Source organism: Actinoplanes sp. NPDC051411 (genome assembly GCF_040682075.1).
Lineage (GTDB): Bacteria > Actinomycetota > Actinomycetes > Mycobacteriales > Micromonosporaceae > Actinoplanes.
This window is the reverse complement of the sequence record NZ_JBFBAD010000206.1, coordinates 1-13,079: the sequence shown is the minus strand read 5'-3', so window position 1 is coordinate 13,079 and position 13,079 is coordinate 1. Positions and strand designations below refer to the sequence as shown.

The window sequence follows — 13,079 nt, the reverse complement described above, 5'->3', positions numbered from 1 at the left end:
AAAGACAGCTCCTGGCAGCAGAAACCCAAGTCCCAGGCCAAATCTGCTGACCAAAAGTACGCAAGGAATTCGGGGCGAGGGTGACCAAGAACGAACTAGATGCTTTACCTCGATCTTGGTCACCCTCGCCCCGAATTCCGTCAACCGCAAGAAAAACCGGGAAACCTAACCCACAGCACTAGGCCCAAGAATCATCTTAAGATCAGCCCGAAGAGCAGGAGTAGGAGCAACCCGAACAGCCGGCCCAAGCCGCATAACGGTAGTCCGGCTCCCATTCAGCAAATGAACGTGAACCTCAGAATCCCCCGGATGACTGGACAGGATCTCCTTGAGCTCCGAGACCAACGGCGGAGTACACCGGGTGATCGGCATGGTCAGCGTCACCGGCTTGCTGTCCGGGTTGTGGCTGACGTCGGGGAGGGACATGTCCATCGCCATGATTCGTGGCGTGTCGTCCCGGCGGTCGACGCGGCCCTTCACGATCACGATCGCGTCCTCGGCGATGAACTGCCCGATCACCTCGTAGGTGTTGGGGAAGAACAGTGCCTCGACTCCGCCGGCCAGGTCTTCCAGGGTGGCTGATGCCCACGCGCGCCCCTGTTTGGTGATGCGCCGCTGGACGCCGGTGAGGATGCCCGCCAGTGTGACGATCTGGCCGTCGGGGACTGATCCTTCCTCGTTCAGCGCGGCGATCGTGGTGTCGGCCGCGCTGTGCAGGAGTTGTTCGAGGCCGGCGAGCGGGTGGTCGGACACGTACAGGCCGAGCATTTCGCGTTCGAAGGCGAGTTTGTCGCGCTTGTCCCACTCGTCGTCGCCGATGGTCGGCATGGCCACGGTGGCCGCTGATGTGCCGTCGGCGTCGCCGAACGCGCCGAACAGGTCGAACTGGCCGGCGGCCTCGTTGCGTTTGACGTCCGCGTAGGCGTCGATTGCTTCGGCGTGGACGGCGAGCAGGCCTTTGCGGCTGTGGCCCATCGAGTCGAACGCGCCGGCTTTGATCAGGGATTCAACGGTCTTCTTGTTGCAGGCGACCGCGTCGACCTTGGACAGGAAGTCGTAGAAGTCCTGGTAGTTGCTTTTTTCCTTGCGGCAGCGGGCGATCGCTTCGACCACGTTGTGGCCGACGTTGCGGACCGCCGCGAGGCCGAACCGGATGTCCTTGCCGACCGGGGTGAACGGGCCGGCGGACTCGTTGACGTCGGGCGGCAGGACCTGGATGCCCATGCGCCGGCACTCGGCCAGGTACATCGCCATCTTGTCCTTGTCGTCGCCGACGCTGGTGAGCAGGCCCGCCATGTATTCGGCCGGGTAGTGCGCCTTGAGGTAGGCCGTCCAGTAGGAGACGAGGCCGTACGCCGCGGAGTGGGCTTTGTTGAACGCGTAGCCGGCGAAGGGGACCAGCACGTCCCACACCGCCTGGATGGCCTCCTTGGAGTAGCCCTTCTCCATGCAGCCCTGCTGGAACGGGCCGAACTCCTTGTCGAGGATCTCCTTCTTCTTCTTACCCATCGCCCGGCGGAGCAGGTCGGCCTGGCCGAGGCTGTAGCCGGCGAGGATCTGCGCGGCGCGCTGCACCTGCTCCTGGTAGACGATCAGGCCGTACGTCGGTTCGAGGATCTCCTGCAGCGGGGCCTCGAGTTCCGGGTGGATCGGAGTGATGTCCTGGAGCTTGTTTTTCCGCAGGGCGTAGTTGGTGTGGGACTCGACGCCCATCGGGCCGGGCCGGTAGAGCGCCAGGACGGCGGAGATGTCCTCGAAGTTGTCGGGCTTCATCAACCGCAGCAGCGAGCGCATCGGGCCGCCGTCGAGCTGGAACACGCCCAGGGTGTCGCCGCGCGCCAGCAGGTCGTACGAGTCGGCGTCGTCGAGCGGCAGCGCGAGCAGGTCGAGGTCGAGCGAGTGGTTGAGCTTGATGTTCTTGACCGCGTCGTCGAGGATCGTCAGGTTGCGCAGGCCCAGGAAGTCCATCTTGAGCAGGCCGAGCGTCTCGCAGGTCGGGTAGTCGAACTGCGTGATGATGACGCCGTCGGAGGCGCGGCGCATGAGCGGGATGTGGTCGATGATCGGCTCGGCCGACATGATCACGCCGGCGGCGTGGACGCCGGTCTGGCGGATCAGGCCCTCGATGCCCCGCGCGGTGTCGATGACCTTCTTGACGTCGGGGTTCTGCTCATAGAGCGACCGCACCTCGCCGGCCTCGCTGTACCGCTTGTCGTCCTTGTTGAAGATGCCGGAGAGCGTGATGCCCTTGCCCATCACGTCGGGCGGCATCGCCTTGGTGATCTGGTCGCCGACTGAATAGGGATAGCCCAGCACCCGGGCCGAGTCCTTGATCGCGGCCTTGGCCTTGATCGTGCCGAAGGTGGCGATCTGCGCGACCTTGTCCTCGCCCCAGCGGTCGGTCACGTACTTGATGACCTCGCCGCGCCGGCGCTCGTCGAAGTCGATGTCGACGTCGGGCATCGAGATGCGCTCGGGGTTGAGGAAGCGCTCGAAGATCAGGCCGTGCGGCAGCGGATCGAGGTCGGTGATGCCCATCGCGTACGCCACCAGCGAGCCGGCGGCGGAGCCGCGGCCGGGACCCACCGCGATGCCGTTCTGCTTCGACCACTGGATGAAGTCGGCGACCACCAGGAAGTAGGACGGGAAGCCCATCTGGATGATGATGCCGAGCTCGTATTCGGCCTGCTTGACATGCGTGTCGGGGATGCCGTCGGGGAAGCGCCGGCGCAGGCCCTCGTAGGCCACGTGCCGGAAGTATTCCTCCTCGGAATAGCCCTCCGGGATCGGGAACCGGGGCATCAGGTTCTTGAACGTGAACATGCCCTCGGTGTCGACCCGCGAGGCCACCAGCAGCGTGTTGCGGCAGCCCTCCAGCCACGCGTCGGACGAGTCGACCGCGCGCATCTCGTCGGCCGACTTGATGTAATAGCCGCCGCCCTCGAGCCGGAACCGGTTGGGGTCGGCGATGTTGCTGGCGGTCTGCACGCACAGCAAGATCTCGTGCGCCTCGGCCTGCGACGCGTAGGTGTAATGCGAGTCGTTGGTCACCAGCGGCGGGATGGCCAGCTTGCGGCCGATCTCGAGGAGGCCGTCGCGGACCCGCTTCTCGATCGAGAGACCGTGGTCCATGATCTCGAGGAAGTAGTTGTCCTTGCCGAGGGCTTCCTGATAGATCGCGGCGGACTTCAGGGCCTCGTCGAACTGGCCGAGCCGCAGCCGGGTCTGCACCGCGCCGGACGGGCAGCCGGTCGTGCCCATGATGCCCTCGGCGTGCTCCGCGATGATGTCGAAATCCATCCGCGGCCACTTGCCCATCTGGCCTTCCATCGAGGCCATCGAGTTGAGCCGGAACAGATTCTTGAGACCCACCGCGTTGCGCGCCCACATCGTCATGTGCGTGATCGCGCCGTTGCCGGAGACGTCGTCGCCCTTCTGCTCCGGCCGGCCCCACTTGATGCGGGACTTGGTCAGGCGCGACTCGGGCGCCACATAGGCCTCGACACCGATCACCGGGGTGATGCCGGCCGCCTCGGCCTGCTTGTAGAAGTCGTAGGCCCCGTGCATGTTGCCGTGGTCGCTGATCGCCACCCCGGGCATGCCCAGCCGGGACGCCTCGGCGAGCACGTCCTTGATCCGCGCCGCCCCGTCGAGCATCGAATACTCGGTGTGCACGTGGAGATGCACGAACGAGTCAGACACCCCGGGACCCCCTTGAGTTGTGACGACCCAGGGGACTCTAGTCCGACCCCCCGACAAGAAACGAGGGGCAACGCCGCGCTATTCGGCGAATGGCTCGATCATCACAGAGGCGGCCTTGAGCCACGCCGTGCGCGTCTCCTGCTTGAGGTCCGCGTACTCGATCGAGGAGCCCACCTCGAGCGACGGGTCGTACGGCACGATCGCCACTGCCCGGGTGCGGGTGGCGAAGTGCCTGGCGAAGTCGTCGAGCATCGGCAGCGGACCCGGCGACGGGCAGGAGATGAGCGTCACCGCGTTGCTGACCAGGTCGCCCATGCCGCTCTCGTCGAGCACGTCGAGCATCCAGTCGGCGGTGAACGCCGCGTCCTCCCGCGGCACGGTCGTGATCACCAGCTGGTCGGCCTGGCGCATCACGGTCTGCCAGTTGACGCTCTCGACGTTGTTGCCGGTGTCGACGCAGATGACGTCGTGGGTGCGGCGCAGCAGGTCGAGGACCCGGCGCACGGTGGCCTGGTCGAGCCGCTGCGCGAACCGCGGGTTCTCCTCACCGGCCAGCACGTCGTAGGACCCGTCGGAGGCGTGCCGCAGATAGCCGTCGAGCTCGCCCAGCAGGGCCTCGCCGTGCAGCGACTCGATCTGGATCAGGTCGGCGAGCAGATGGCGGATGGTGCGGGCGTGCCGGGCGCTGCCGGCCCGCAGCCCGAGCGTGCCCCGCAGCTCGTTGTCGTCCCAGGCCAGGACGCCCCGGCCGCGCACGCTGCCGATGGTCGCGGCGGCGAGAACGGTCGCGGTGGTCTTGTGTACGCCGCCCTTGGGGTTGGCGAATGCCAGCACCCGGGGCGTGCCGAGCTTGCGCCGCAGGACCGCGACCGACCGCTCGAGCTCGTCGTCGGGGCGGGTCTGCCGCCACTCCAGGCGCGCCCCGGTGCTGCCCGGCGAGACCGGCTGCGGCGCCAGCGGCTGGCGGGCCGGCTGGGGCGCGGGCGGCTGGACCGGCGGAGGCTGGCGGACCGGCATGACCGGCTGCGGGGCGAACTGCTGCGGGGCCGCGGGATGCGGCGGTGCGACCGGCGCGGCGGCCCGGCCCTGCGGGTATTCGGCCCGGCCGCGGGAGGGGCTGAAGAAGCTGTTGGGATCGGCCCGGCGGCCGTTGGTCGCGGGCGGAGCCGCCGGCGGCGGGGGCTGGACCGCGGGCGGCGGCACCGGCGGGGCCGGGGCCGGTGCCGGCTGCGAGCGCCCCTTCCAGCGCGGGTCGAGCGGATTGACCGGGCGCTGCGGCAACGGCCGCTGCTGCTCGGCCGGGCGCGCGGCGGGCGGCGGCGGTTGCTGCTGCGGGGGTCCCTGGTCGAACGACCGCCCGTCGTAGGCCGGGCGCTCGGACAGCGGGTTGTAGGGCCGGCGGGTCGGCAGCGGCTGGGAATATTGCGGGGACTGCGGACTGGCCGGCGGCGCCTGACTCTCGTCCTCGGGCGGCTCGTCGGCGGCGGCGCGCGACCCGTGCCGGGCACGGTCGAGCAGCGCCCGCCAGCGCGGGGCGGGTTCCGCAGGCCGGCCCCAGCCGGTCTCGGTCCCATCCACGGCTCGTCCTCCCTGCGTTACTCTCGGTGATCCCGGATCGGGTTGCTCGCCCCCGAGACAGGCTACGGATCAGAACCCTATTCGGGCCACTGCCCGAGCGACCAGACCCTTTGGATCGCGCACCGAACTCCGTGGCCGACCGGACGAGAGATCTAACGTCCGGACCGGGCTCAAGATGCTACCGGCGTGATGCTGGGGACAGCTTGAGCAGCGCTCGCGCCGGATGCTGAGGCTACGGCACTACTCTCCTCCGGTGCCGTGGCGGACGGGTCGGGCGCAACGGGGACCGATCCCCGCGGTGAGTCTGATTTCACAGGTTTCACCGGGAGCCCGAGCGACGACACTAACGGCGCGGCGCCCGGTGAGGCAATGCCCGGAGTTCCGGTTGGCACAGGCGTCGGCGTCTGACTCGGTTCGTCGGGCACCGTGCCCGACTGCTCGGGCAGCGGAGCGCGGAACTCGGTGCTGTCGAGACTGCGCACCTCGGGTGCCGGATCGACCACCCTGATTCCGGGCCGGTCCGCGATCTGCCGCAACACGGCCGGGGCGGCGCGGATCACGGCCGCGAAGACGCAGGCACACCCCGAACGGTACGCGGCGGCCTCGGCCCCCGCCGCCCGGGCGGCCGCGTCGTAGGCGTCCCGCGCCCGCGCGTCGGTCGGGCCCCCGCCGCCGCCCAGCTTGCCGCTCAGCTGCAGGTATTCGGCCTGTTCCTGGTCGCGCTGCCGGGCCGCGGCGGCCATCCCGGCGGTGACGTCCTCGGGAAGCCGGTAGACCGGGATGCGCACGACCTGGGTCTGCACGCCGGGCAGCGGCACCCGGGCGTAGACCTGGGCCACCCCGGCCCCGCCGAGCAGTTCGGGCAGGCGGCCGGGCGGCACGTAGTTGTCGAGGCTGGCCAGAGCCCACGTGGGGCCGGCCGGCGGCGCCGACGGGTCGGTCAGGGCGGCCAGCTCGCGCCGGGACGCGGCCAGATAGGTCGGGATCGCCTGGCCTTCGACGACGCCCACCTCGACGAGGTCGCCGGAGTCGCCGGGGGTGGGCGCGCCGCCGTTGCGCTGGGCCACCCAGATCACTCCCAGTGACAACGCCGCGACCGCTACCGCGGTCACGACGATAGAGACGCGCAGTCCGGCGGGACCGCGAATCGTCAGTGCCCGCATGCGCTCCGCGGGACCCACTGGTCTGTTTCCCCCGACATCAGCTCGCTTCCTGAAGCACGTCCAACGCGTACCTCAGATCGTCAGGGTAATCGCTGACGAAGCGAACCTCATCGTGCGTTCGGGGATGGAGGAACCCCAATTCTCGGGCGTGCAGCCACTGCCGGCCGAGGTGGAGACGGGCCGCCAGGGTCGGATCGGCGCCGTACGTCAGGTCACCGACACAGGGGTGCCGCAGCGCCGAGAAATGCACCCGGATCTGGTGGGTGCGCCCCGTCTCGAGCTTGACGTCGACCAGGCTGGCCGACCGGAACGCCTCCAGCGTGTCGTAGTGGGTGACGCTCGGCTTGCCCTCCGACATGACCGCGTAGCGGTAGTCGGCGGTCGGGTGCCGGTCGATCGGGGCGTCGATGGTGCCGCGCAGCGGGTCGAGGTGGCCCTGGACGACGGCGTGGTAGCGCTTGTCGACCTCGCGCTCCTTGAACGCCCGCTTGAGCACGGTGTAGGCGAGCTCGCTCTTGGCCACCACCATCAGGCCGGTCGTGCCCACGTCGAGCCGGTGCACGATGCCCTGGCGCTCGGCGGCCCCGCTGGTCGCCACGTTCTGCCCCATGGCGGCCAGGCCGCCGAGGACGGTCGGGCCGGTCCAGCCGGGGCTGGGGTGGGCGGCCACGCCGACCGGCTTGTCGATCACCACGATGTCGTCGTCGCTGTAGACGACGGCGAGGCCGTGCACCGGCTCGGCCACCACCGACGGCGGCACGGCCGGGGCGGGCAGGGTGACCTCGAGCCAGGAGCCCGCGGTGACCTTGTCGGCCTTGGGCCGGGGGTAGCCGTCGACCAGGGCGTCGCCGGCCTCGACCAGGGTGGCCGCGGCGGTCCGGGAGAGCCCGAAGAGCCGGGAGACCGCCTGGTCGAGACGCATGCCGTCGAGCCCGTCGGGAACGGGCAGGGATCGCTGAGAACTCACGTCGCCTTCTTCACCGCTTTTGAACCGTCACGCTGACGGCCGGTCAGTTCGAGCAGCACGGCCAGGGCGACCCCGACGGTCAGGCAGCTGTCGGCGATGTTGAACACCGCGAAGTGCTGCCCGTACGGCTCGAACAGGCTGATCATGTCGACCACGTGCCCCTGGAACGGGCCGGGCGAGCGGAACAGCCGGTCACCGAGGTTGCCGAAGGCTCCCCCCAGCACCAGGCCGAGCGACACCGCCCACGGGATCGAGCGCAGCCGGGTCGCCATCCAAGCGATCCAGCCGATCACGATCAGCGTGACCACCGGGAAGATCCACGTATGGGCGCTGCCGAAACTGAAGGCCGCTCCGCTGTTGCGCAGGAGCGACAGATAGATCAGGCCACCGAGGACCTTGACCGGCCGGCCCTCGGTGAGGTGCTCGGTGCAGAGCCATTTGACCCACTGGTCGAGCGCCACGGCGACCAGGGCGGTGGCGCCGAGCAACGACACGGCGCGTGCGGAGAAGCCGGGCTTCGCGCCCGGCTCCGCCTCGCTGACCGCGGTCGTGCCCGCTGCCTCATCGGCGTTCAGCGTCGTTCCTCCAGCTGCTTGCAGGACACACAGAGAGTCGCGGAGGGGAACGCCGCCAGCCGCTCGACCGGGATGGCGTTACCGCACCGCTCGCAGTAACCGTAGTTGCCCTCGCCGAGCCGGTCGATGGCGCGTTCCACCTGTGTGATCCGTTCCAGCAGGTTGTTGGCGAGAGTGATCTCCTGCTCGCGCTCGAAGGTCTTGGTGCCGGTGTCGGCCTGGTCGTCGCCGGCCGAGTCGGACAGACGGTCCCGCTGCAGCTCGGTGATCTCGGTGAGCGACTCGTCGTACTCCTGCTGGAGCTCGTCCCGGCGCTCGGTCAGAGCCACCCGGATCTTCTCGGTCTCGGCCGCGCTGCGGGACCGTTTCGCAGGCGCCTTGGTCGTCGAGGCGGACCTGGTGCCGGTTGCCTTGGCCATCGTCGCTCCCTCGGCCGCGTCGTGCGCGGCGGTCAGCGTTTACGAGACCCGCGGCCGGTCCGTGGCCCACGGGTCTCCCTGTCGATTCGTCACCGGGCGTCCGGCGGCACCACTACCCGCCCCGCCTGAAGAGAGAGTGGTCTTGCCCCCGCCCGGCTGATTTATACGCCGGGCGGCCCGCGCCCGGCCGGTTATCCGCCGATCGTCACGAGATCGGCCTGCAGAGTGACGCCGCCGGCCGGCCGCCGGCGAGCTGTATCCCAACCACCCTGTCCCACCTGCACAAGAGGCTCGCAAGGATACGGACTGTATCCCCTTGGCGACAACCAGGCGCGCGCGATCTTCACCTGGCAACCGTCACAAACCTCCCCCAGGTTCGGTCAGATACCCGACCGTTCCGGATTCTACCCGACCGTTCCGGATTCATTCACGCCCGCAACTCGGCGAGGCGGGTTGACACCGCGGGACCGGCCCCGGCGACCGTCAAGACCTTGTCCCGGCTGGTCGCGCCGATCCGGAGCGTCACGGCGGCCGCCCGCACCCCGAGCGCGTCGGCCAGCGCCCGGCGGGCCGCCTCGGTCGCCTTGCCGTCGACCGCCGGCGCGCCGACCGCCACGATCAGGGCCGGGCCGTGCGGGCCGTCGTAGGAGCCGCCGACCCGCGTACGCCCGGCGCCCGGCCGCACGCGGACCGCAACCGAAATATCCATCGAGGGGGGAGAAGTCGGATTGGGCGGATCGTGTCAGTGACGGGCGGCGGCGGCGACCAGGCGGTCGACCGGCCGGCACAGGCCGCACGGGCTGAAGCCCAGCTCGACCGCCTCGGTGACCGGGATCGGCTCGGTGAGCCGCCCGACCAGGTGCGAGCAGTCGGCCAGGTGGTAGCGCGGGCGGCCGTCGACCACCAGCACCTCGGCGTCCATCCGGGCGACCCGCACGGCGTCGGCCGGCTGCACCGCCTGGGGCAGCGGCTCGTCGTCGGGGTCATCGGCGTCCGGCTCGTCGAACTCGTCGTGCAGCCCGGCGTGGGCCGCGGCCTCGGCGTGGGTGTCGCGGCGCCAGGCGTTCTCGTCCGGCTGTTCGCTGCGCGCGGCGTGGATGGCCGTCGCGGCCCGGTCGTAGTCGGGGCCGGTCGCGGCCGCCACCTCGGCCTCGGGCGTCGCCACGGTCTGCTCGGGCGTCGCCCGGGTCCGCCAGGGCGCCTCGTCGTCCCGCCCGAAATCGCCCAGCCCGGGACTGCCCAGCCCGGGGTCGCCCAGCCCGAAGTTAATCTCCTCGGTGTGGGCGGCGGCCGGCGTCACCGGCTCCTCGGTGTAGGTCACCGATTCGGCTGCGGCGGGCGCCGGAGCCGCGGAAAAATCGGGGGCGGGCGGTCCGGAGAACTCGGAAGCCGGGGGTGCTGAGAACTCGGCCGCGCGCGACGGCCGGCCGGCGGACGAGGCCTGCGCGGCGTATTCGGCGGCGAAGTCGGGCTGCGGCTCGGCGGCAAAGCCGCGCTCGGGATCGGCGGCGAAGCCGCGCTCGGGATCAGCGGCGAAGCCGCGCTCGGGATCAGCGGCGAAGCCGCGCTCGGACTCGGCGGCGAAGCTCGCGGCGGGGGCGGCCGGGCGGGCGGCGGGCGGCACGGTGCGGCGGGCCCCCGCGTTGCGGCGCGCGCCGATGACCAGCGCGACCGCGGCCAGCAGGCTGGCCGCGATCGAGGCGATGAGAAGGCCGCTCGACCCGCTGGTCAGGCCGAGGGCGAGCAACGCTACCGCGACGAGGATGAGCAGCAGGCTACCTGGGATCATGGCTCATCCTCGTCGAGGTGGGTGCCGGGCTGGGTTGTCAGCGCCCGGATTCGATGGAGCCGGCGCGGCTGCCGCCGTAGGAACCGGCGAGGCCCGCCGCGGCGAGGCCACCGCTGCCACCGACGGCGCGCTGGGAGTCGGCCCGGCCGAGCTCGGCCTCGAGGCCCTGACCACGACCGTCGAGGTCGCGCAGTTGGCTCTCCAGGTAGGCCTTGAGGCGCGTGCGGTATTCCCGCTCGAACTGCTTGAGCTCCTCGATGTGCTTCTGCAGCGCGGAGCGCTTCGCGTCGAGCCCGCCCATGGCCTCCTGGTGGCGCTGGCGGGCGTCACGCTCGAGCGCGTCCGCCTTGGCCCGCGCCTCGCGGGTGACCTCCTCGGCCTTGCCGCGGGCGTCGGAAAGAAGCTTGTCGGCTTCCCGACGGGCGTCCGCGACGTGGTCGTCGGCGGTGCGCTGGGCCATCATCAGGACCCGCAGGGCCTGCTGCTCGCCGTCGCCACCGCCCGCGGCTCCGCCACCGACCGGGCCCTGGGACCGGACCTGCTCGAGCTCGGCCTGCATCTGCCGGGCCGCCTGCTCGGCGGAGGACTTGTCCCGCTGGACGCGGTCGAGCTGGGCCTTGACGTCGTTGAGCTCGGCGGCGAGGCGGGGGTCGGTGCTCGGGCCGGCTGGTGCGCCACCCCGTCCACCGCGCTCCACCTGGGCGCGCAGCTCGTTGTTCTCTTCGATCAGACGGGCGAGCTCGCGCTCTACCTCGTCCAGGAAAGCGTCGACCTCCTCCTCGTCATACCCCCGCTTGCCGATAGGGGGTTTCTTGAAGGCGACGTTGTGCACGTCGGCCGGGGTCAGCGGCATCGAAACTCCTCGGGTCAGTCGCGGCCGCGGTTGGGGCTGCTGTTGTTCAGCGGAACTGGAAGATCAAGTTTTGCAGCACGAACCTCATGAGCACGAACAGGATAACCAGCAGCACGATGGAAGCCAGGTCCAAACTCACGTTACCAATGCGCAGCGGTGGGATCACACGCCTCAACGCCTTGAGGGGAGGATCAGTGACGCTCCACACCGATTCGAGTGCCGCCGACGCCCCCCGCCCCGGCTGCCACCGGCGTCCGTACTGAAGGACCGCGGTCAGAACGAACCTGGCCAGCAGCACAAGGAAGAAGACGTAGACCAGAAGATAGAGAATCTGGAACACGATCGACAGCACGGCTGGACGATCCCCCCAATGGGTTACTCAGTGAACCGACCCCAGCCATGGGCAGGTGGTCAGCTCTGGGTGAAGAACCCACCCTCAGCGATCTTGGCCTTGTCCTCCGCGGTGACCTGGACATTTGCCGGAGAGAGCAGGAAAACCCGGTTGGTCACGCGCTCGATCGTACCGCGCAGGCCGAACGCCAGCCCGGCGGCGAAGTCGACCAGTCGGCGGGCGTCCCCCTCATCCATCTCGGTGAGATTGATGATGACCGGGGTGCCGTCCCGGAAGTGCTCCCCGATCGTGCGCGCCTCGCGGTACGTCGTCGGGTGCAGCGTCGTGATCTGGTAACGCTGCTCCTCCTCGGCCGGGCGCGGGTGCGCGACCGGCTGGTGCACGGGCTGCGTGGCCAGGGCCAGGTTGTCGCGCGTGCTGTAGCCCGAGGACGCGCCCGGGTCACCCGAGGAGGTCGAGCGCGTGATGGAACGGACACTCGCCCGTTCCGGGCGTTCCACCCGATCGTGGTCCTCGACGTCGGCGCGGGCGGACAACCGGTCCGAGATCCGGCTGCGCTCCGTACGCGCCCGAGGCACGGAGCGTTCGTCCTCGACCTCGTCGTCCTCGTCGGCGAACTCGTCGGCGTAACGATCGCCCGAATACCGGTCGCGATCGCGGTCGCGGTCGCGGTAGGAGCTCTCCCGGTAGCCGCGGTCGTCGTACCCGCGGTCGTCGTCCTCCTCGACGAGGCCCAGCCAGACGCCCGCCTTACGAAGAGCGCTCATGCCTTCACCCCGTCCCGCGCGTTCACTGCCCGACCAGCCATGTGCCCCCAACTTTCGTCCGCTTCGCGGCCCGCGCCCCCTCGGCGTACCGCATCCCCCCTTGCACGGGCCGTGGGCGGGGTCCGGCTCGGACTGCCCGGCCCGCGGCGACGCTGCGTCGTCGGACGCTTCCGGCCGTGAAACGGCTGGTCGCGTAAAACAACACCCATGTAGTTTGCTGCCCGCCGCAAGGCTACCGCAGCAGGTTTCGCATCCCGAGCAAAGAAGTGCCGATCCGCACGTGTGTCGCTCCGTGCCGGATCGCCGCCTCCAGGTCCCCACTCATGCCGGCCGACAGCGTGGTGGCACCCGGATGGGCGGCCACCAGCCGGGACCTCAGTTCGGCCAGCCGGGCGAACGCCCGGTCCGGCTCCCAGCCGAGCGGGGCGACCGCCATCAACCCGCACAACCGCAGTCCGTCCGATGAGGCCACCGCGTCAGATATCCGCCACAGGTCGTCGCCGGCCGCGCCGCCCCGTTCCGGATCTTCATCGATGCTCACCTGAATCAATACGTCCAGGGGTCTTTCCCGATTCGCCGCCGCTTTATTCAATGCGGCGGCGAGACGTTCGGAGTCGACCGACTCGACGACGTCGGCATAGGCCGCCACCGATCGCGCCTTGTTGCGCTGCAACTGGCCGATGTAGTGCCAGCGCAGCCCGACCCCGGCCGCGCGCACCTCGGCCGCTTTGGGAGCCGCTTCCTGATCGCGGTTCTCCCCCACGTCGGTGACCCCGAGCCCGGCGAGCAGCAGCACGTCGCTCGCCGGGTAGGTCTTGGTCACCGCGGTCAGGGTCACCGCGCCGGCCGTTCGGCCAACGCCGGCTACCCCCTCGACCAGAACCTCTACCAGGCGGTCAAGGGGATGTCGGCCG

The 13,079-nt window shown here is 70.0% G+C and carries 11 protein-coding genes and 1 pseudogene; all 12 read right to left on the bottom strand.

Features of this window, described 5'->3' with window-relative positions:
* Positions 1 to 165: 165 nt before the first annotated feature.
* Positions 166 to 3,702 (bottom strand): DNA polymerase III subunit alpha, encoded by a 3,537-nt coding sequence (gene dnaE, locus AB0M88_RS50585; RefSeq protein ID WP_364115035.1) that lies wholly within the window; start codon positions 3,700 to 3,702, stop codon positions 166 to 168.
* 78 nt (positions 3,703 to 3,780) lie between these two features.
* Positions 3,781 to 5,280, bottom strand: coding sequence for an AAA family ATPase (locus tag AB0M88_RS50580; protein WP_364115033.1), 1,500 nt, complete (start codon positions 5,278 to 5,280; stop codon positions 3,781 to 3,783).
* A 170-nt stretch (positions 5,281 to 5,450) separates the two neighbouring features.
* On the bottom strand, positions 5,451 to 6,392 hold the full coding sequence (locus AB0M88_RS50575) for a hypothetical protein (protein WP_364115031.1): 942 nt from the start codon (positions 6,390 to 6,392) through the stop codon (positions 5,451 to 5,453).
* An 88-nt stretch (positions 6,393 to 6,480) separates the two neighbouring features.
* Positions 6,481 to 7,365, bottom strand: a complete 885-nt coding sequence (locus tag AB0M88_RS50570) for an RluA family pseudouridine synthase (protein ID WP_364115039.1) — start codon at positions 7,363 to 7,365, stop codon at positions 6,481 to 6,483.
* Between the two features lie 41 nt (positions 7,366 to 7,406).
* Complete coding sequence (lspA, locus tag AB0M88_RS50565) at positions 7,407 to 7,904, bottom strand: signal peptidase II (protein ID WP_364115029.1); 498 nt, start codon at positions 7,902 to 7,904, stop codon at positions 7,407 to 7,409.
* A gap of 77 nt (positions 7,905 to 7,981) precedes the next feature.
* Entirely contained in the window at positions 7,982 to 8,404 is a 423-nt protein-coding gene (locus AB0M88_RS50560; protein WP_364115027.1) for a TraR/DksA family transcriptional regulator, read from the bottom strand.
* 427 nt (positions 8,405 to 8,831) lie between these two features.
* Positions 8,832 to 9,113: a DUF167 domain-containing protein gene (locus AB0M88_RS50555; protein ID WP_364115025.1), complete on the bottom strand. Its 282-nt coding sequence runs from the start codon at positions 9,111 to 9,113 to the stop codon at positions 8,832 to 8,834.
* 33 nt (positions 9,114 to 9,146) lie between these two features.
* Positions 9,147 to 9,383, bottom strand: a pseudogene (locus AB0M88_RS50550) (hypothetical protein); the annotation flags it as partial.
* 847 nt (positions 9,384 to 10,230) lie between these two features.
* Positions 10,231 to 11,046: a DivIVA domain-containing protein gene (locus tag AB0M88_RS50545; protein WP_364115023.1), complete on the bottom strand. Its 816-nt coding sequence runs from the start codon at positions 11,044 to 11,046 to the stop codon at positions 10,231 to 10,233.
* Between the two features lie 46 nt (positions 11,047 to 11,092).
* Positions 11,093 to 11,398 carry a YggT family protein gene (locus tag AB0M88_RS50540; protein WP_364115021.1) on the bottom strand — a complete coding sequence of 102 codons (306 nt, stop codon included), beginning with the start codon at positions 11,396 to 11,398 and terminating at the stop codon, positions 11,093 to 11,095.
* A gap of 59 nt (positions 11,399 to 11,457) precedes the next feature.
* Positions 11,458 to 12,165, bottom strand: a complete 708-nt coding sequence (gene sepF / locus AB0M88_RS50535) for a cell division protein SepF (RefSeq protein ID WP_364115019.1) — start codon at positions 12,163 to 12,165, stop codon at positions 11,458 to 11,460.
* 232 nt (positions 12,166 to 12,397) lie between these two features.
* A complete protein-coding gene (locus AB0M88_RS50530; protein WP_364115037.1) occupies positions 12,398 to 13,057 on the bottom strand; it encodes a YggS family pyridoxal phosphate-dependent enzyme in 660 nt (219 codons plus the stop codon).
* Positions 13,058 to 13,079: the final 22 nt, after the last annotated feature.